14 protein-coding genes are annotated in these 19,289 nt (G+C 44.2%); 12 read left to right on the top strand and 2 right to left on the bottom strand.

Annotated features, from left to right (window positions below; translation table 11 throughout):
• Window positions 1-150 precede the first annotated feature (150 nt).
• A complete protein-coding gene (locus QUB08_RS24710) occupies window positions 151-1,455 on the bottom strand; it encodes an aspartate aminotransferase family protein (protein WP_333227989.1) in 1,305 nt (434 codons plus the stop codon).
• A 250-nt stretch (window positions 1,456-1,705) separates the two neighbouring features.
• A complete protein-coding gene (locus tag QUB08_RS24705; RefSeq protein WP_333227987.1) occupies window positions 1,706-2,743 on the bottom strand; it encodes an adenosine deaminase in 1,038 nt (345 codons plus the stop codon).
• 353 nt (window positions 2,744-3,096) lie between these two features.
• On the opposite strand from QUB08_RS24705, the gene QUB08_RS24700 reads away from it, so the two are divergent.
• The 12 genes from QUB08_RS24700 (at window position 3,097) to QUB08_RS24645 (ending at window position 19,119) form a co-directional block, all read left to right on the top strand.
• Window positions 3,097-4,437, top strand: coding sequence for an adenylosuccinate synthase (locus QUB08_RS24700; RefSeq protein WP_333227985.1), 1,341 nt, complete (start codon window positions 3,097-3,099; stop codon window positions 4,435-4,437).
• Window positions 4,438-4,592: 155 nt separating this feature from the next.
• On the top strand, window positions 4,593-4,799 hold the full coding sequence (locus QUB08_RS24695; RefSeq protein WP_333227983.1) for a hypothetical protein: 207 nt from the start codon (window positions 4,593-4,595) through the stop codon (window positions 4,797-4,799).
• A gap of 25 nt (window positions 4,800-4,824) precedes the next feature.
• A complete protein-coding gene (locus tag QUB08_RS24690; RefSeq protein ID WP_333124898.1) occupies window positions 4,825-5,043 on the top strand; it encodes a hypothetical protein in 219 nt (72 codons plus the stop codon).
• Complete coding sequence (locus tag QUB08_RS24685; RefSeq protein ID WP_333124895.1) at window positions 5,043-5,414, top strand: hypothetical protein; 372 nt, start codon at window positions 5,043-5,045, stop codon at window positions 5,412-5,414. The genes QUB08_RS24690 and QUB08_RS24685 overlap by 1 nt, the downstream gene beginning before the upstream one ends.
• Window positions 5,415-5,478: 64 nt before the next feature.
• On the top strand, window positions 5,479-6,084 hold the full coding sequence (locus QUB08_RS24680) for a 50S ribosomal protein L25/general stress protein Ctc (protein ID WP_333227981.1): 606 nt from the start codon (window positions 5,479-5,481) through the stop codon (window positions 6,082-6,084).
• Window positions 6,085-6,638: 554 nt separating this feature from the next.
• Window positions 6,639-11,252 carry a tetratricopeptide repeat protein gene (locus QUB08_RS24675; RefSeq protein WP_333227979.1) on the top strand — a complete coding sequence of 1,538 codons (4,614 nt, stop codon included), beginning with the start codon at window positions 6,639-6,641 and terminating at the stop codon, window positions 11,250-11,252.
• Window positions 11,253-11,438: 186 nt separating this feature from the next.
• Window positions 11,439-12,011, top strand: a complete 573-nt coding sequence (locus QUB08_RS24670) for a hypothetical protein (protein WP_333227977.1) — start codon at window positions 11,439-11,441, stop codon at window positions 12,009-12,011.
• Between the two features lie 121 nt (window positions 12,012-12,132).
• Complete coding sequence (locus QUB08_RS24665; RefSeq protein ID WP_333227975.1) at window positions 12,133-14,760, top strand: glycosyltransferase; 2,628 nt, start codon at window positions 12,133-12,135, stop codon at window positions 14,758-14,760.
• 468 nt (window positions 14,761-15,228) lie between these two features.
• On the top strand, window positions 15,229-15,699 hold the full coding sequence (locus QUB08_RS24660) for a hypothetical protein (protein ID WP_333227973.1): 471 nt from the start codon (window positions 15,229-15,231) through the stop codon (window positions 15,697-15,699).
• On the top strand, window positions 15,689-16,390 hold the full coding sequence (locus tag QUB08_RS24655; RefSeq protein ID WP_333227971.1) for a class I SAM-dependent methyltransferase: 702 nt from the start codon (window positions 15,689-15,691) through the stop codon (window positions 16,388-16,390). Before QUB08_RS24660 ends, QUB08_RS24655 begins: the two co-directional genes overlap by 11 nt.
• A 187-nt stretch (window positions 16,391-16,577) precedes the next feature.
• A complete protein-coding gene (locus QUB08_RS24650; protein WP_333227969.1) occupies window positions 16,578-17,321 on the top strand; it encodes an FkbM family methyltransferase in 744 nt (247 codons plus the stop codon).
• Window positions 17,314-19,119: a class I SAM-dependent methyltransferase gene (locus tag QUB08_RS24645; RefSeq protein WP_333227967.1), complete on the top strand. Its 1,806-nt coding sequence runs from the start codon at window positions 17,314-17,316 to the stop codon at window positions 19,117-19,119. The genes QUB08_RS24650 and QUB08_RS24645 overlap by 8 nt, the downstream gene beginning before the upstream one ends.
• Window positions 19,120-19,289 lie beyond the last annotated feature (170 nt).

Genomic DNA, 19,289 nt, shown 5'->3' with positions numbered 1-19,289 from the left:
GCATCTTGCCTGTTAATGTGGAACAGGCATCTTGCCTGTTAATGTGGAACAGGCATCTTGCCTGTTAATGTGGAACAGGCATCTTGCCTGTTAATGTGGAACAGGCATCTTGCCTGTTAAGCGAGAATGGTGCAACATCTCATTTTAATCCTACTCCATTTCCTGCAAAACCCCTGTCAAAATTTCCACAATGCGATCGATATGTTCCTTCTCAATAATCAGCGGTGGCGACAAAGCAATAATATCACCCGTAGTCCGAATTAGCAACCCTTTTTCATAGCACTGCAAGAAACAATCAAACGCCCGTTTTCCCGGCTTCCCAGCAATAGATTCCAACTCAATACCTGCCACCAGTCCCAGATTGCGGACATCAATTACGTGCCGCACTCCCTTCAAAGAATGTACCGCATCTTCCCAGTAACCAGCCATCTTATCGGCTCGTTCAAACAGCCTTTCTTCCTCATAAATATCCAGCGTCGCCAAAGCAGCCGCACAAGCCAGAGGATGACCGGAATAAGTATAACCGTGAAAAAGCTCGATCGCATTTTCAGGAGCATTCATAAAAGCATCGTAAATCCCCTCTTTCACAAACACCGCCCCCATCGGCACCGTACCGTTAGTTATCCCTTTAGCCGCCGTCACAATATCGGGAAGCACCCCAAAATATTCAGTTGCAAAACTGGAACCTAGCCGCCCGAATCCGGTAATTACCTCATCAAAAATCAGCAGAATCCCGTATTTGTCGCAAATCGCCCGCAGTCGCTCCAAATAACCTTTCGGGGGAATCAAAACCCCTGTAGAACCAGCCACCGGTTCCACAATTACCGCTGCAATATTAGACGCATCGTGCAAAGCGACAATCCGCTCCAATTCATCCGCCAAATGCGCTCCCCATTCCGGTTGTTTGCGGCTGAAAGCATTGTGTTCGAGATTGTGAGTGTGAGGCAAATGATCTACTCCAGTCAGCAAACTGCCAAAAAACTTGCGGTTTGTACCGATACCGCCGACAGAAATTCCCCCAAAACCAACGCCGTGATAGCCGCGTTCCCTACCGATTAATCGTTGGCGAGTTCCTTCACCTTTCACCCGGTGATAAGCAATCGCAATTTTTAAAGCAGTTTCTACCGATTCCGAACCCGAATTAGTAAAGAAAACGCGATCGAAATTGCCTGGGATCATCTTTACCAAACGTTCTGCCAATTCAAAAGCACCCGGATGTCCCATCTGAAAAGCCGGGGAGTAATCCAAACGCAAAACCTGCTGTTTAACTGCTTCGGCAATTGTCTCGCGGGCGTGTCCTGCATTCACGCACCAAAGCCCCGCAGTACCATCTAAAATTGAGCGGTTATCATCTGTTGTAAAGTGCATATCTTTTGCCGAAACCAATATTCGCGGATTCGCTTTAAACTGTCGGTTGGCAGTGAATGGCATCCAGTAAGCGTCCATATTTGTCATCGTTTTTTTATCTTTTTATATTGATGATTCTGCCTTCAAACTATAACTTGCTACGGATTGCCGATCGCCAGACGCTTATTATAATTTTACAAATATCTTTTTTAAACGAACCGCGAAGACGCAAAGAGCGCGAAGGAAGAGAAGAAAGAGGTTTTTCTCATTTCCAAGTAGAGTTTTTACCTGAAAATATCTGCCTATCTTCCTCTTTCTCTTCCTTCGCGTCCTTCGCGGTTCATTAAATAGATATTCTTTAATTAACGATCGCCCCCACCGACTCAGGCTGCAACAAACCGGTTAGCATTTTCACAGGCCGCTCCCCGTAGGGCCAGGCGAAAGCATGGCGGAAAGCAGCTTCTTGACACGCTTGCAATTGCCGAAAATCAATGATATCCAAAGTTAACAAATTCTCGTACTCGAAAGGCAATCGCACGTTGTGCAATCCCGCGTTGTCAGTACAAATGGCAATATCGACACCAGCTTCAAAACATCGATCGAACACAACCTTCAATTCGCGCATATCCTGCAACGTCCCCGTTTTGAGATAGGTAGTCGGGCAAACTTCCAAGCATTGACCCCTGCGCGCGACTTCTGGCAGCAATTCGGGATATTTTAATGGAATTTGAATCCCGTGGCCGATACGCATCAGATAGGGCAGAAGTTCGGGATAACAGCCAGAGGTAGTTTCGTAGAGGTGGCCGGTAGTTTTGATGCCGATCGACCTCGCGTACTGGTACAATCCGACAAACTCCTCCAAACGCTCGCCAATACAATCATCGCCCCCAGCTATATCGATCGCACAAACATATTCTCCCATCCCGGCCGCCAAATCTACGATCGCCCGATTCACCTCATAGGGTAAACGCGAGTGCATACACAAAATTTGGCTGGTAACAATCGGACAATCGCTAATTTGACTTGCTTTGCCCACAACCTTGACAATTTCTGCCATCAAATCAATGCGTTCTGACTGATTCAAATGTTCTGGAGTCCGCAAATAAGGCGTATAGCGCAACTCCAAATAAGCCAGATTTTCAAACACGTAAGCGCCCCGCATCAACCGATAGATGAAATAAGGCAACGTCTCAACAGTTTGAACGCTTTCTACCAGCGTGTGCAGTTCCAAATACTCATTGAGAGTATTGCGCGGACGAGTGTAAAACTCCTCAAACTCCGAGTATTTTTGAAATCGATTAACCATCTCAGCATTGTGGCGATCGAAATACCGCCACAGCACCCTAGGAACGACAGAACCACCCAGATGGCGGTGCAACTCAGCGTGTAAAGTCATGGCAACAAAGCCTCTATTTTCTCAATGTTAACAAAAATTAATTAGTCAGTAGTCATTAGTCCTTAGTCATTAGTCATTAGTCATTGGTTATTTGTGAGTTCCAATGCCTAATACCCAATAGACATCTCCCATAATTCTTGTGGAACAGGCATCTTGCCTGTTCAAAACAGGCTTTTTGGGAGATGCCCCATGCCGCACGCCCCATGCCCCACGCCCCATGCCCCATGCCCCACGCCCCATGCCCCATACCCCACGCCCGTATCTAAAATCTAAAATCTAAAATTGATTGACATTTAGGACGCATTCATACATAATCGGAGATTGTGTCAACCTGAACTGAACGCGAGAAACCCTTGGCTAACGTAGTTGTGATCGGCGCCCAGTGGGGCGATGAAGGAAAAGGCAAAATTACCGATTTGCTCAGCAAATCCGCAGATATCGTTGTCCGCTACCAAGGGGGCGTCAACGCCGGTCACACCGTGGTAGTAAACGGTCAGACTTTCAAGCTGCACTTAATTCCCTCCGGGATTCTCTACCCTGATAAAGAGTGTATTATCGGCTGCGGTACGGTCATCGACCCTAAAGTTTTAATTGCAGAGTTAGATCAGCTAGAGGCACTGAATATTTCGACGACCTCGCTGATGATTTCGGAGACGGCTCACGTAACGATGCCCTATCATCGATTAATTGATGTAGCATCGGAAACCCAGCGGGGAAATTATAAAATCGGGACGACGGGACGCGGCATTGGCCCTACTTACGCCGACAAGTCGGAACGCACTGGCATTCGGATGCTCGATTTAATGGACTTGGATGGGTTGCAAGAACAATTGGAATGGACGATTAATTGTAAAAATGTCCTTCTCGAAAAAGTCTACAATTTGCCGCCTTTAAATCCGCAAGACGTAATTGATGAATATCGAGTTTATGCCGAACGTTTGCGGCCGCACGTAGTTGATAGTTCACTCAAGATTTATGAGGGACTTCACAAGCGGAAAAATATTCTGTTTGAAGGCGCGCAAGGCACTTTATTAGACTTAGATCACGGTACTTATCCTTACGTTACTTCCAGCAATCCCATCGCTGGCGGTGCTTGTGTGGGAACCGGAGTCGGCCCAACAGCGATCGATCGCGTAATTGGCGTAGCAAAAGCTTATACAACCCGCGTCGGAGAAGGCCCATTCCCTACCGAAATGGTAGATGGAATAGGAGCAGTTTTGGGCGAGAGAGGTGCAGAATTCGGCACGACAACTGGCCGCAAACGTCGCTGCGGTTGGTTCGACGCAGTAATCGGCCGCTACGCAGTCCGCATCAACGGCCTTGACTGTCTGGCAATTACCAAACTAGATGTTTTGGATGAATTAGAAGAAATAAAAGTTTGCGTTGCTTACGAAATTGACGGCGAAAAATGTGTTGATTTCCCGAAAAGTTCCCGGATATTTGCTCGGTGCCAACCTATTTACGAAACCCTTCCCGGTTGGAAACAGTCTACGGAAGAGTGCCGGAATTTGGAAGATTTACCGCCGCAAGCTTTGAATTATCTGAAGTTTTTGGCAGATTTGATGGAAGTGCCGATCGCAATTGTTTCTCTCGGTGCGAGCCGCGACCAAACTATTATTGTAGAAGACCCGATTCACGGGCCAAAGCGGGGGTTATTGTCGGCTGACACTAGGCCAGTAGCAGCACCAGCCTAACGTTGTCAGGTAAAATATAATGTTGGGTCTCGATCCATAATACTCGAAGCTTTTGGCAGTCTCGTCGCGACCCACCTAGCTCAATGTTCCAGGAGATTAGTGCACTTGATCCACGGCGAGGTCAAGTGCATCCTTATTTACAAGGAGTTACGTAAATGACTGACGAGGATGAACTGATAGCACGGCTAGAAGTTCACAGAGACATGATTGGGTGGGTTATAATAGAGCTAGGGAAAGAAGGAATACAAGCCAAGAGAACAACCGGAAACAATCCCAAAGGTGATATTTTGATAGTCAACGCTCGGGATGTTCCGCGAGTTAAACAGCTACTCCGCAATTGGCAGAGCGAATTCAATCGTTAATTTATAAAAAAAAATATAAACAATAATGAATGAACCGCATATTGAAATCAAAGCCTGGAAAAACAAGAAAATAGATTCCACAAAAGCTAAGGAAATATGTCAAAAAGGGACTGTGATTGGAGTTATTACCACAGGAAAAATTACTCAACCGGCTAAGGCTGTATTCGACAAAGCAGATGTAGCTTGGGTAGAAAATTTTCCCGAAAGTGAGTTGTTGAATCAGGAAGGTCAAGAGGAAAGCTAATGTTAGATATTATTTTTTATGCCTTCAAAACTGCTCGACCACCGCACTATGTCGAAATGTCGGAGGACGTTTACGAGTGGTTGGCCCAATCAGAATTTTCCAAAATCGGCAAATCTGTCCCCAGAAATATTTTGATAGATGAAGAAGAGGAGAAGCTACCTGTAGTTGAGTTAGATCGAGATATTCGCCAGAAGCTCAGAAATTTTTTCCGCGATGCAATTATCTGCGAAAGCGATACCGTCCTCACCAAGCTGGGAGATTCCCCTCTCAAAGAAGAGTATCAAACAGCAACCTACCGTTTGAGGAAATTGCTGGACTTGCTAAAATGTGTTGAAAACGAAGATTATCAGTATCTTCAGCGGGTCGTTTAATTAAGCGCGATCGCAATATCACAATTCTGGTAAAATGTGAAAACAATCAACAGAAAGTCAGAAAATGGAACTCGCAGTAGAATGTCAAAAGCGGGCAGAAGGCAGCAAACCTAACGCCCTCCGCCGCTCTGGATTGATTCCCGCCGTCCTCTACGGCCACAAAGGCTCTGAATCCATTTCCCTTACCATCAAAGCCAAAACAGTTGAACACCTGCTCAAAAAGCACGTAGTCAACAATGCCCTAATTGACCTCAGCATTCCCGACCTCTCTTGGAGCGGAAAAACCTTGCTGCGGGAAGTGCAAGTTCATCCTTGGAAGGGCTATCCTTACCACCTGAGCTTTTTCTCCGTGGCGACTCAAGACAGCCTGGAAGTTGAATTGTCACTGCGTTTTGTCGGCGAACCTGTCGGCGTCAAGTTAGAAGGCGGCATTTTGGATACCGTGCTGACGCAACTCGCAGCTAAGTGCAAACCTGACAGCATTCCTGAAGCAATTGAAGTAGATATTTCTCATTTAAAGGTTGGGGATGCGCTGCACATTCACGAATTAGTTTTGCCTGCCGGAGTGGTAGCTCTCGGCGAACCAGATCAGGTGGTTGTTAGCGTGCTAGGAATTCAAGCAGGTTCTGAAGCCGAAGACGCAGAAGAAGACGCAGCTGCAGCAGCTTGATGAGTAATTCCTAATAGTTGTTAACTAACTAATGGTTGAAAAAAAAGGGCGATCGCTTTCTCGCAAAAGGGCGATCGTTTTTTACTAAAAAGGCTATTCTCGTTTGGGTTCGATCGCACATCTTTCACCCTGCTCACAAACAGGCAAGATGCCTGTTCCACAAATAGTGAATGACTTTCTTGTGGGCCGTTGCTCCTAGCCCGCCCGTAAAAAGCCTATAGAAAAGGGTGCAATCTTCCTTGCCCAGGCCACAACAAAGCATCCCACCAGGAAGAACCTGCCGTGTTTACTTTCCTTTACAACACGGGCGATCGACTCCTTAGCGACAAAAGTCGGGACGGGCGCGCAAATCTGCCAGAAACCGTACTGATTCTTACATATTTAGCCGTAAAATCAAAAAATCAGCCTATAATCCCGGTTCCTCGCCAGCACCGGGAATCAAAAAAATTAAGAATTGGGGGAACAAGCCCGCTACTGTTAGTGTCAAACGCGAGTATAATTGTGAAACGTTTAGACTACCCTATTTAATTCCTGCCTCTGGAGCCGCCGCCCATATGCCATCAACAGTGAATACAGAATCAACAGCGGTTCAATTTAACCAACAGGGAGAAACATACTTATCCCAAGGAAAAATAGAAGAAGCCATCGCATCCTGCGAGCAAGCTTTGAAGATTCACCCCAATTTTGCACCAGCTTACAAGACTTTGGGCAACGCGCTGCAAGCTCAAGGCAGGATGGAAGAGGCGCGGCACTGGTACGCTAAAGCGATTGAAATAGAACCGAATTTTGCGGAAGTATATGCGAATTTGGGCAGCCTGGGCGCGCAGCAGCAAAAATGGCAGGAGGCGATCGGATTTTATCAAAAGGCGATCGCCATTAAGCCGAATTTCGCGGGAGTGTACCGGAATTTAGCAAAAGTATTCGGACAAATTGGCAAACCGGAAGATGCCCAGCAGTGCTGGTATCAAGCATTTAGTTTGGAACCGGAAAAAGTAGCGCCAGGGGAACACTTGAATATGGGCGACGCTTTTTTTCGGCAGGAAAAATTCCCCGAAGCGATCGCCTGTTACGATCGCGCTATAAAATTAAATCCTAATGTGGCGACGGCTTACCAAAATTTGGGCGAAGCGCTAAAAAAACAAGGCAAGTTAGAGGAAGCGACAGCATATTATCGCAAAGCTATTGAACTCAACGCAGCTAATGCCAGAAACGGCAGCGAGGGACAGCAAACTTTGGCGGGTGCAACGGCGACAAACGGTGCAGTTAAGCAGCAGCCCGCAGCCACCGCAGTTAAGCCACCAGTGCAGCAGGCAGTTAAGCCGCCAGTGCAGCAGCCAGTTAAGCCGCCAGTTCAGCAGGCAGTTAATTCTACAATTAATATAGAAGATCCAGAAGCATACAAAATACTAGCAGAAGGCTATTTTGCTCAGGGCAAATTGGAACAGGCGATCGCAGCTTGCAAGAAGGCGCTGCAAATTAAGCCGGAAGCGCCGCTTTACAAAATGCTGGGCAACGCGCTGCAAGCTGGCGGCAAAATTGATGAAGCTAAAAGTTGCTATGTCAAAGCAATAGAAATTAACCCTAATTTTGCCGAAGCTTATGCTAATTACGGCAGCATTTGCGCGCAGCAGGAACAGTGGCAGCAAGCGGTTTCTGCTTACGAAAAGGCGATCGCGATGAAACCAGATTTTGCCGGTGCTTTCCGCAATTATGCGAAACTTTTGACGCAGTTAGGCAAGTCGGAGGAGGCGGCCCAGGCTTGGTATCGAGCATTTGCGATCGACCCCAAATCCGGGACCGCCGAGGAACACGAGAATTTAGCCAAAACTTTGATCGAGCAAGGTAAGGTAGATAAGGGAATTGAGTGTTACCGGCGCGCGGTTGAGTTGAACCCAAATTCAGGCGCAGCATATCACGAATTAGGCGAAATTCTTAAGGGGCAAGAACAGTGGGAAGCGGCGGTAGATGCTTACACTAATGCCATTAGAAATAATCCTGATATTTCTTGGTCGCACAACAATTTAGCTGAGTCGCTGGTTAAGTTGGAACGGTGGGAGGAATCTGTAAATGCTTACCGCAAGGCGATCGAATTAAATCCTCATTTTAGCTGGTCTCACAACAATTTAGCCGATGTGTTGCTGAAGCTGGAACGGTGGGAAGAAGCTGTAGAGTCTTACCGGAAAGCAACAGAATTAAATCCAGATTTCAGTTGGGCGCACAACTATTTAGCAGACGCGCTGATTAAGCTGGGAAGGTGGGATGAGGCAATTTCGGCTTACCAAAGGTCGATCGAACTCAATCCCGACCATTTTTGGGCGCACAACAATTTAGCAGAAGCGCTGGTGAATTTGGAACGTTGGGATGAGGCGGTTGTTGCGTACCGGCGTGCTAACGAAGTTAATCCGAATTTCTTCTGGTCGCAGAGCAAATTGGGCGACGCGCTGCTAGAACTGGAAAGGTGGGATGAGGCGATCGATGTTTACCGGCGCGCGGCCGAGTTAAATCCTGATTTTCCGTGGACTTATTACAACATGGCAACGGCTTTTGAGAAGCTGGAACGGTGGGATGAGTCGATCGCCGCTTACCGCCGCGCTGCGGAGATTCAGGCGGATTTGCCGTGGCTTTCGCAAAAGTTGGCTGATGCTTTGAGGATGCGATCGCAGTGGGATTTGCGGGATGCGATGGGTTTGTACAGAAAGGCGATTCAGGATAATCGTGATGACGTGCAGTTGTATCACAAGGCGCTGGAGATTGCGCCAAATGATGCTGACCTTTATGTTGAGTTGGCTAATGCTTTGGTGCGGAAGAATTGGCCGGATGGGGCGATCGTCTTTTATCAGATGGCGTTGCAGATTCGGCCTGATGACAAGGCTATTTCTGGGCTGTTAGAAGAGGTGTTAAAAAAAAAGGGGGTAAGTAGGGCGGCGGAAAAGAGCGATCGCGCTGTTCACGGACAGTCTGGAAAGGCGATCGAACACACCCCTGGGATAGCTACGGAGTACCACGAATTAGGGACTTCTCTACAAGAAGAAGGTAAATTTGCCGAGGCTGTGGCTGCCTACCGCAAAGCAATTTCTATTAATCCAAATTACTTTGGAACTCACCACAATTTAGGCGATGTCCTGAAATGGATAGGTAAAGTTGATGAGTCTATTAAAAGCTATCAGAAAGCGGCAGAACTGAATCCAAATTTTGTTTGGTCGCACCACAACTTAGCGGATGTATTTCAACAAGAAGGTCGGCTTGATGAAGCTGTTGCTGCTTATCGGAAAGCGATCGAGGTGGCTCCTGACTTTGGCTGGTCTCACTACAATCTAGCCAAAACTTTAGCTAAACAAGATAAGCTTTCGGAAGCTTTGGAAGAGTATCAGACGGCGAGCAAACTCGATCCGAAACTTTTTGGTTTGGATTATCAAAACTTGCGAGATTCGCTATTCCTCGGTCAAGACCCAGCTTACACGAAGTGGCGCGCTAAGAACAGCCCCAGAGAAGCTGATTTGCGAAAAATGGCGGAAATATTAGAAATCTTTAACTACAAGCCGCTGATTAGTATTGTCATGCCGGCTTACAATACGCCAGAAAATTATTTGGAGGAGGCAATAGAATCAGTTCTAAATCAGATATATCCTTATTGGGAATTGTGCATTGCGGACGACGCATCAACCGCGCCTCATGTCAAGCAAATTTTGCAACAATATGCAGCCAAAGATAGCCGGATCAAAGTAGCTTACAGAACCAAAAACGGTCACATTTCTCACTGTTCTAATTCTGCTTTGGAGTTGGCGACGGGTGAATTTGTTTCTTTGCTAGACCACGACGATACACTGACACCAGAGGCATTGTATGAAGTGGTGCTGTTGCTGAATCGGCACCCGGAAGCGGACATGATTTATTCAGATGAAGACAAGATTTATCAGGATCAGGAACTGATAAATCCTTTCTTCAAGCCAGAATGGAGCCCGGATTCATTTTTATCTCGGATGTACACTTGCCATTTGGGAACTTACAGGCGATCGCTAATTAATGAAATCGGCGGTTTTAGACCGGGTTTTGAAGGAGCTCAGGATTATGATTTGGTTTTGAGGTTTACAGAAAAAACTGACAAAATATTTCACATCCCTAAAATTCTTTACCACTGGAGAATGCACGCGGGATCGGCTGCTGGCGGTGTAGAGGCTAAACCCTATGCCTATGATGCAGGGCAAAAAGCTTTGCAAGAGGCGATCGAACGCCGGGGCGAACCGGGGAAAATTGAAGGCGTTCCCTACTTTTTGGGACACTTTATTGCACGCTACAAAATAGCGGATTACAAGCGGGTCAGCATCATTATTCCGACGCGGGATTTAGGCGATGTTTTGGACAATTGCTTGGAGTCTATCTTTACTAAGAGCGTCTACCCCAACTACGAGGTTATCGTCATCGATAACGGCAGTCAAGAAAAACACACGGCGGAAATTCTGGCTAAATGGACGGCTAAGGCATCAGCGAGGTTTAAAAGTTATCGCCTAGATATTCCGTTCAATTTCTCTAAGATTAACAACTACGCTGCTAGCAAAGCCGAGGGAGATTACTTGCTGTTCTTGAATAACGATACAGAGGTAATTACTCCCGATTGGATTGACGGGATGGTTGAACAAGCTCAGAGAAGCTCGATCGGGGCTGTGGGCAATTTGTTGATATACTCAGATAACAAAATCCAGCACGCGGGAGTGGTGATGGGACTCGGCGGCGGTGTGGCGGGTCACAGTTTTTACCATATGCCGCGATCGATTCCTGGCTATTTCGGAAATGTGGTAGGCATGAATAATGTTTCAGCGGTAACTGCTGCGTGTTTGATGTGTCGCCGCGAAGTATTTGAAAGTGTTGGGGGGTTTGACGAAGAACTAACAGTGGCGTACAATGATGTGGATTTGTGTTTGAAAATGCTAGAGAAAGGGTACCGAAATATTTACCTGCCTCATGTAGTTCTCTACCACCACGAATCTAAAAGTCGAGGTTACGAGGACTCGCCTGAAAAGAAAGAGCGGCTGAGGCAGGAATCGAAGCTGATGGAAAGCAGGTGGCAGAAATATATTGAGAATGACCCTTACTACAGCCCCCATTTAACCAGAGCTTGTCAAGACAGCGGTATCAGATTGGAGGACGAGAATTGGCGGGGGAGTCATTAGGAACATCCCCATGAGTTTAGGGTGTCAACTTAAGTTTAAAGCTCTCTGTCTCTCTGGTTTGTACAAAAGTCTCGCTCCCTCTGGCATCCCCCAGTGGTATCAACTGAACAGTAAAACCCTCTGTCTCTCTGGAATCATCGACCCTACACTTAAGGAACCAATTAACTCAGGATTCAGCAATCTGAAATGAAAAAAATGATTGACGTTGTAGAAGTGCTTAGTGCCCCCCTCGCAGAATCTCAAGGGTTACTAGCGTTTAATCTCGATGCACCAGAAACAGGAACTCAAACTGATGCTGGGGCAGTTGAGTTTCGGGGTTGGGTTCTGGGGAAAGTGTCTCCCGCGATCGCGGTTGAAGTGATTCATCAGGGGCGAGTGCTGAAAACTATTCCGGTGAATGTTCCTCGTCTTGATGTTGTCCAAACTTATCCCCAAGCTTCAGAAGCAGGAATTAGTGGGTTTCAGGCAATTTTAGACTTGAGTAGACTGATTGATCAGCACGACCAGTTAACTGTATATTCGATTTTACGGGATCAGAGTCTTGTTAAGATGGCAGAAGTAATGGTTAAATTAGGATCTGAATCCTCTACTATGGAGGTTCCCCTGCCTCAACAAGATGCGGAGTCAGGGGTAGATGGCATACAGTTAAAATTACAAAGGATTCAAGCGGATTTGGAGCGCTCTAAAGTGTTTGTGCAGACTGTGAAGACAGATTTGCTGAACCGTGAACAGCTTTCGGTAGAACCTCGGAACTTTTGAGTGGGTTAATCGTCATGCTGCCAATCGCCCCTGTCGGTTTCAATGTGGAAATTGTGATAAGATGTTTGACGTTGACTAAAGCCCTGACTGGCAACCCTTATTTTTTTAGAGTATAAAACCCATGACGGTGACAGCCTTTCAGCAAGCCAACCAATTGTTAAGAGAGGGAAAGTTAGAAGAGGCGGTGGTGGCTTATCGACTGGCGATCGAGCAGAATCCTAATTCCTATCTGTATTATCAGAATTTGGGGGAAACGTTGGGAAAGTTGGGACGTGTAAATGAAGCGGTTGAAATGTATGGGAAAGCGATCGAGTTGAAACCGTCAGCGGGTTGGTTGCATTTGAATTTAAGTTGGGCTTTGCAACAGGTGGGAAGGCTTGATGAGGCTCAACAGACTGCGGAAAAAGCAGCGAAGATGGAACCTAAGTTGGCTAGGTTTGTGGGAAATTGGCCAGGTATAAAAGAGAATATCTTAAAAGTTAATAGTGCTACACATAATCCAGAGAGCCAAGCTGGCATCATTGTAGAAAAAAAAATAAGGGAAGTAGTAGCACCCCCTAACGCTTTCAAATCAACACAATTTTATTCCGATTTGGAGTATTTATTTATATTGGGCAATGGTGAGTCTATCGATGTGGTGAGTAGGAAACTGTTCTTATCACAAGCCCATGCAGCAGAAACTGGTCTTCACATAGTAGCCGCTCCCTCGTCTCAGTGCGAGGCGTTAAGCAGTGACATGAACCGTTGCAATTCAATACTGGTTCTAGCGAATAGCTTAAAGGATATTGCCGATCAAAAGACTGAGATTAGTGGTGGTTATTGGAAAATTTTGCAACTTGACTCTGAATCAGTATTGCTTTCAATTTTTCTTCAACCATGGCGATTGATGACACAAGGGAGTTTTGCGGATATTCTTGGACGGCTTCAGTCATTTGGCAGTTCTGATTTACTTGAAGTAAAGTTGCCCTCGCTGAAGTTCCTAATCGAAGAGTTATTAGCACATCGAGGTGATGCGTACATAGAAAGTGTTGAGAACAAACTGGAGCAAATAATTTATCGCGTTTCTAGTTCAGTAAAGATGCACCGAAGTTCTATCGTGGATGTATTAAATATACTGATATTTTCTTCAAAAATTGATGCAGTTCAAGTCAAGCTCCAAAACTATTTGAATAAGAATGTTACAGAGTTGGAAACTACCATAGATGATTTTCACAAGAAAGTAATATATCGGCGTATTGATTCTTGTATCTATTTTGCATTCGAGTTGTCTGGAAAAAACTCTGTCGGCACGCTGGCTCCCATTTTCAAGCAAGCATTTGATATAATGCTTTCCCTGGGCATTCCAGCGCCCATCCTATCGCGAGGGTTGCGTCATAGTTTCTTAAAAGCGATTGAGTTAGCTCAATCCCTTCCTACGCTGATTGACCTGGCACAAATAACTAATACAGACGACAGCATTGCATTTCTTGCTATCTACAGTATTAAACGCCATAGGTCAACAAATGCAGAGTCCGACATTCTCAAGACTTGGCTGCTACTAAAGAAAATATTTGAACTACCTAAAAAACACCTGATTTCCCTTGTACGAGACCTGCGTCGAACTGTTCCGTCTTGTTTGGGGATTCCAGTAAGCCTATCTACAGAGATCATCTCAGCGTTTGAAATAACTGAGAAAGAAACTCCTGATCGCGAAACTTGGTTAGCTAGGTGTCTACTGTTACTCTATGCAGATTGTTTTGATTCGAGACTATTAAATTGGATTACACATCATAACCGAATAGACCTGACTAGCGAAGACAAAGAGATCGTTTTGGCACTTACCGGATACGATATTCCATTAATTGATCGTGTTAATAAGACTCTTCTGGAGGAAGGTTTTAATTACAAAGTTCTCTACCCTTCCGAATATTGCAAGATTACCGACTACATGAAGGCAAACTTAGCTGAATGGGGGAAGCATAGCCAGATATCTCATCAAAGCTATACAGGTAAGGGTGATAGTTTACCCATGATTTCAGTTATACTCACAACCTTTAACCCAGATATGAAGCTATTGAGACTTTCTCTCGAATCTATTATTCATCAAACTTACCCAGCACTTGAGATCATCGTTATCGATGACCATTCACCACCGGAGTCAAGCCGACTGATCGATTTACTGGTTGGTGAAATGCGCCAAAATACTCCGCATCTGATTGTCTATCAGCGCAACGAAAAGAATGTTGGTCAATATGTTTCCCGCAATAGGGCTATAGCCATCTCAAAAGGGGAGTTTATTGCTATTCAGGATGATGATGATATTTCTCATCCAGAGAGATTGCAGCATCAGTTGCAGCCGATGCTGGCTGACTCCAGCCTGATGGCTACCCATACTAATCATCTCAGAATCAGCGAAAATTCACGATTAATGATTGATGGTGATGCCATCGGCGCAGTTTTGGGAGATGCCCCAGTTTCATTTATTTGGCGCAGACAGGTTTTTCAGGAAATCGGGAACTTTCTTCCTACCAAGACGCGCGGCGATGTCGAATTTCGTTCCAGGATGCGGCGGCACTACTCGGATCGAGCCATACAGATGATTGCACAACCTTTAGTGCTGATGCGTGGTGGTATGGGTACTGTCTCATCCAACAAGGAATACTATTTCCGAAGTGCGCTGAATGTCTGGCGCTATATGATGAATCATATACCAATAGGAATCTATAGCTCTCAAGAAATGGTGCGTTGGATTCCGACGGTACTTAGATAAGTTACTTGGTTTCCTACTAAACAATCAAACAAAAATATTTAGCCTGTAGCCTTAATGCACAACCTTATTATAAGCCTAACGACCATTAGTTCTCGACTCAATCATATCCACCTCGTGATCCAGTCCTTGCTAGATCAGGATTTTCCCAGTGATGCTTACGAAGTACGTTTGTACCTGTCAGAACAGCCCTACCTGCTAGATCAAGGCTGCCCCACAATCACTAACGACTTGAGTCGTTTGCTAGATCAGAATTCTGATAGAGTGTATGTGAAGTATGTTGAAAACACGGGATCTTACCGCAAGATTCTTCCTGTCCTTGATGAGGTCTATAGGGGAACCTCAGCTCAATTCTGTAATACCCTCATAGTTACCGCAGATGATGACACGGCTTATCCTCGGTGGTGGTTATGGGAACTCTATGAAAATTACCTAAAGCATCGCTGTGTTGTCGGGTTTCGGGGACGGACTATGGGTTTTGACAAGGAAAAACTAATCTCTTACAAACAATGGTCGAAAACCATTACTGAAAATCCTTCGATGTTGAACACTCCGACAGGTAAGGACGGGGTGTTATACTCGCCACTGCATCTCTACCCGAGTGTGAGAGATATTCATGCAGCAAAATACTATGCACCGAAAGCGGATGACCTTTGGCTAAAGGCTCATACCCTCCTTGCTGGGGTTCCATCATTCATTATTAATACAACATTGAAGCAGGAGTTTCCTTCGGTGACTGGACGAGAACCCGATGTGTCGCTTTATCGAGCATTCAACGAGCATGGTGGTAATGATGATGCTCTTGCAAGAATCGAAAATTACCTGGAGACAAATAATCTAGGCGTTAAGTTTTGGAACTTGTGCTATAGTCATCAGGAGAATACTGCCCACCTCCGCCAGGGCATTACCTCTGTATTGCAGGGAATATCGTATGTGGCATGAAATGCAGGATTATGTACCGAGTGACTATCCTCACCAAGTAACCCCAGAATGGATGGTGCGAAGGGTTGTGGATCGATTACCCGCAAAGTCGGTGATTGTGGATGTTGGGTGCGGGGCAGGAAAATCTGTGGATTTCTTTAGGGAATTGCTCCCTGAATCGACTTGGATTGGCGTGGACATTGCAGACTCACCAGAAGTTCGGCAACGGAGACGTACCGATGCAACATTTATGGAGTTTGATGGAATCAACATACCAATGTCATCCGATAGTGTCGATCTGATATTTAGCCGACAAGTGCTAGAACACGTTAGATATCCAGAGGCGCATTTGAAGGATATAGCTCGTGTCCTGAAGCGTGATGGCTATTTGGTTGGTTCTACCTCACATCTAGAACCCTATCACTCATTTCAGTTCTGGAATTTCACTCCTTACGGTTTCAAGGAGATTGTTCGGGAAGCGGGATTGACGTTAGAAGAAATTCGATCCGGTATTGATGGCCTGACTTTAGTCAAAAGAACATACGAAGGGCGGCCTAAAACTTACAGCAAGTATTTTTCTGAGGAGTCACCACTCAATCTTGAGATAGATCAATGGGTCAACCAAACCAACCGAAGTACACGCCAAGCAATTATGCGAAAGTTATCTGTTTGCGGTCAATTTTGTTTTATAGCGAGCAGTAATGATTCGTGAGAAAGTTTAAGACTATAGCAAGCCTAATTGAGTTGTACTAATCAAACTCAAGTCAAACCCTTACCCTGTAAGCATAGCCATGATACAAATGATTTAGGCTTGCTATAGAAGCTAGTATCAGAGGCAACCTTCACCCAGCCGTATCTCACAACTGATTGCTGACTGCTATATTTGTACAAGGGCAGAATTGCTACAAAAACAGAAAATTAATTTTAAACAAGGACATAAAGATATGGAAGCTCACAAGATGGAATTAGAAACCCTTAGAAAACTTTTTGATTTAATTGAAATTGATTTTGTTTTTGATATTGGAGCTAATATTGGCCAATACTACAAGCGATTGAGGCAAGATGTTGGCTATGAGGGACTGATTGTTTCATTTGAACCGATGCCAGAGTTGGTAGAATCAATAAATAATCTCAAAGCAACAGATCCTCTATTGATTGTAGAGCAGGTTGCTATTACGGATTTTGCTGGAGCGGCAAAATTTTTTAAAATGAAAAATAGTCAGTTTAGTTCTTTGAAAACGCCCAATCACACAAAAACAAACTTATTTCGTGACCTAAACATTATTAGAGAAGAGATAGAAGTCCCCTGTAGCACATTGACAGAAAAGTATCACTACTACAAGCAAAAATTTGGATTTAAAAATCCATTTTTAAAGATGGATACCCAGGGAAATGATGTCACAGTCATTCGAGGAGGACTACCAATCATTCAAGAATTTTGTGCCTTTCAATCTGAGCTGAATGTTCTTCCTATCTATGACTCATCTGTTGACTTTCGTGAAGCATTATACTTCTATGAAAATATAGGGTTTTCAATATCATCCCTTTTCCTTTCAAATAGAGGTCACTTTCCCGCTCTGGTTGATATTGATGTTGTAATGATTAACAATAATATAATGAAAAAGGTGATGCAAGATGGCTAGTCATGAAAAGAAGAATGCCTTGATTGTTGAGTTTGGAGGTAATCATTCAGTAACTATCCCTTTTTTTATTGACTCTTTAAGTCTCGCTGGATATGTGGTTTACGTTTTTTTTCAGGGTGCTGCATGGCAAGAGTCTTTTCTAGGAGATTTGTCAGGTACACGTGAGTTTTATCTAGTTAGAAGCTTAGAGCAACTGATTCAGTATACTAAGTCTGTTTTTTTTGATAAGGTTGTCTATAATAGTGCACGAAATCTACGTGTTGGAAACTCTGATGGTGTTCACCTGTTTAAAATTCTGCTTGATGTACTTCCCCAACAAGATATCTTGATACAAGCCCATAGTCGTGAAGATATTCAACTAGATTTTGTTCGAGGGTTTGATACACGAAAAATAGCTCCAACTCCACTGTTTAAAGAGTATGTTGATAACTACTTTGTTCCATATTATGACGGTTTATTTGGGCAGAAAAACATACCGATTAACTTGGATGAAGAAAGAATTTCTTTGATAAAAGTAGGAGGGATCGAGGCTCACTCAACTGGCAATATTGGTGCTGAATATCTTCTTGACGCTGTCAAAGCAAATATTGATGTAGTTATTTATGCTTCAGGGAAAGTCAAAAATCCTGAGATTGAAGAAATTATTAGGTCAGGTGGGAAAATTCTTCAACATTTTCACTCCTCAATTATTGCTCGCTGTGCTGTGAGAAATATGTCATTTCTTTGGATTTATCATACACCTGATGGAATCTATACAAGAAGAACTTTGTCAGGAGCTATTCCTTTTTCTGTAAACTACGGAATTCCACCAATTCTTGATGTTCATACCGCTACTATTTATTCAATTCATAATGGGTTTTTAAAACTTGAGCCAACAGATAAAAATTGGATTTCTCGATTATCTAAAATTTCACCAGAATACTATTTGTCTCTGTTTTCAGAATGGCAGTTGAGTAGACAAAAGCTGATTAATGAAGAGCAAGAACGGTTTGTAAAATGGCTGTGTGAAAGTAAAATTAAAGGAGATTCAAAAATGGAAGTTTCTGTTAAGAACAGTTTTCAAGAATATATGCTAGGTGATTTTGGAAAGGTGCAAGGATGGTGTCTTCATAGTGTTCCCTATTTAATTGAAAGAATTTCATCTTTTCAGATGGATAATAATATTTCTGGGGGAGTGATGGAGATAGGTGTTCATCATGGAAAATTGTTTCTAGCTTTACATACATTAACGCAAGGTGAGGAGCGCTCATTAGCGATCGATCTCTTTGACGCTCAAGACTGGAATGTTGATAAATCCGGTTGTGGTAATGAAGCTATACTTGATGAAAATATTAAAAAGCTCTCTTTCAGACCGGAATTCATAGATAAGCTGAAAGTAGATTCTCTATCTTTAGCTGTTGAAGATGTAGCAAACTTACAAAGAAAATATGGTAAGTTTAGAATTATCAGTATAGATGGTGGTCATACTCCTGAGCATACAATTCATGATTTCAACATTGCTCAAAACTTGTTAGCTAACGGTGGTCTTGTTATTGTTGACGATATTAATAATATCGATTGGCCGGGTGTGTATGAGGGGATAGCCTATATCTTTTTAAAGGATCGTCCAAAGCTTGTACCATTCTTGGTTGGAGCCAACAAATTATTTCTGACAACCCTTGGATTTCATAGTCGGCTATTTGCACACACCTTAAATGCGATTAATTCGGAAAGCTGTCAAAATTTGAAGGCTCCAACTAAGCGAGTCAAAATGTTCGGCCACGACGTAATCGCCTGGAGAGTGAAGTCACATTGGTAAGCACAGTCTGTATTCGTCTATCACTATAGCCCACATTCCGCAGATGTGGGTTGGATTTTTTTTACCAGTTGTGAAAACTGGGAACCCAAAAACTTTTGGGTTGAATCTATGCGGTTTTAGGGTTACAGATACTTGTCAAATTTACCTAAACTAACTAAGTTGAAATCATT

Origin of the sequence: Microcoleus sp. BR0-C5 (assembly GCF_036705045.1) — a bacterium.
GTDB lineage: Bacteria > Cyanobacteriota > Cyanobacteriia > Cyanobacteriales > Microcoleaceae > Microcoleus.
The sequence above is the reverse complement of the archived record's forward strand: the minus strand, read 5'-3'. Positions and strand labels throughout refer to the sequence as shown.

Coding starts and splice junctions, on each gene's coding strand:
- QUB08_RS24685 (WP_333124895.1), top strand. CDS start 5,043: ATGTTAGATATTATTTTTTATGCCTTCAAAACTGCTCGACCACCGCAC.
- QUB08_RS24690 (WP_333124898.1), top strand. CDS start 4,825: ATGAATGAACCGCATATTGAAATCAAAGCCTGGAAAAACAAGAAAATA.
- QUB08_RS24665 (WP_333227975.1), top strand. CDS start 12,133: ATGACGGTGACAGCCTTTCAGCAAGCCAACCAATTGTTAAGAGAGGGA.
- QUB08_RS24705 (WP_333227987.1), bottom strand. CDS start 2,743: ATGACTTTACACGCTGAGTTGCACCGCCATCTGGGTGGTTCTGTCGTT.
- QUB08_RS24645 (WP_333227967.1), top strand. CDS start 17,314: ATGGCTAGTCATGAAAAGAAGAATGCCTTGATTGTTGAGTTTGGAGGT.
- QUB08_RS24670 (WP_333227977.1), top strand. CDS start 11,439: ATGAAAAAAATGATTGACGTTGTAGAAGTGCTTAGTGCCCCCCTCGCA.
- QUB08_RS24660 (WP_333227973.1), top strand. CDS start 15,229: ATGGGTTTTGACAAGGAAAAACTAATCTCTTACAAACAATGGTCGAAA.
- QUB08_RS24655 (WP_333227971.1), top strand. CDS start 15,689: ATGTGGCATGAAATGCAGGATTATGTACCGAGTGACTATCCTCACCAA.
- QUB08_RS24675 (WP_333227979.1), top strand. CDS start 6,639: ATGCCATCAACAGTGAATACAGAATCAACAGCGGTTCAATTTAACCAA.
- QUB08_RS24695 (WP_333227983.1), top strand. CDS start 4,593: ATGACTGACGAGGATGAACTGATAGCACGGCTAGAAGTTCACAGAGAC.
- QUB08_RS24710 (WP_333227989.1), bottom strand. CDS start 1,455: ATGACAAATATGGACGCTTACTGGATGCCATTCACTGCCAACCGACAG.
- QUB08_RS24680 (WP_333227981.1), top strand. CDS start 5,479: ATGGAACTCGCAGTAGAATGTCAAAAGCGGGCAGAAGGCAGCAAACCT.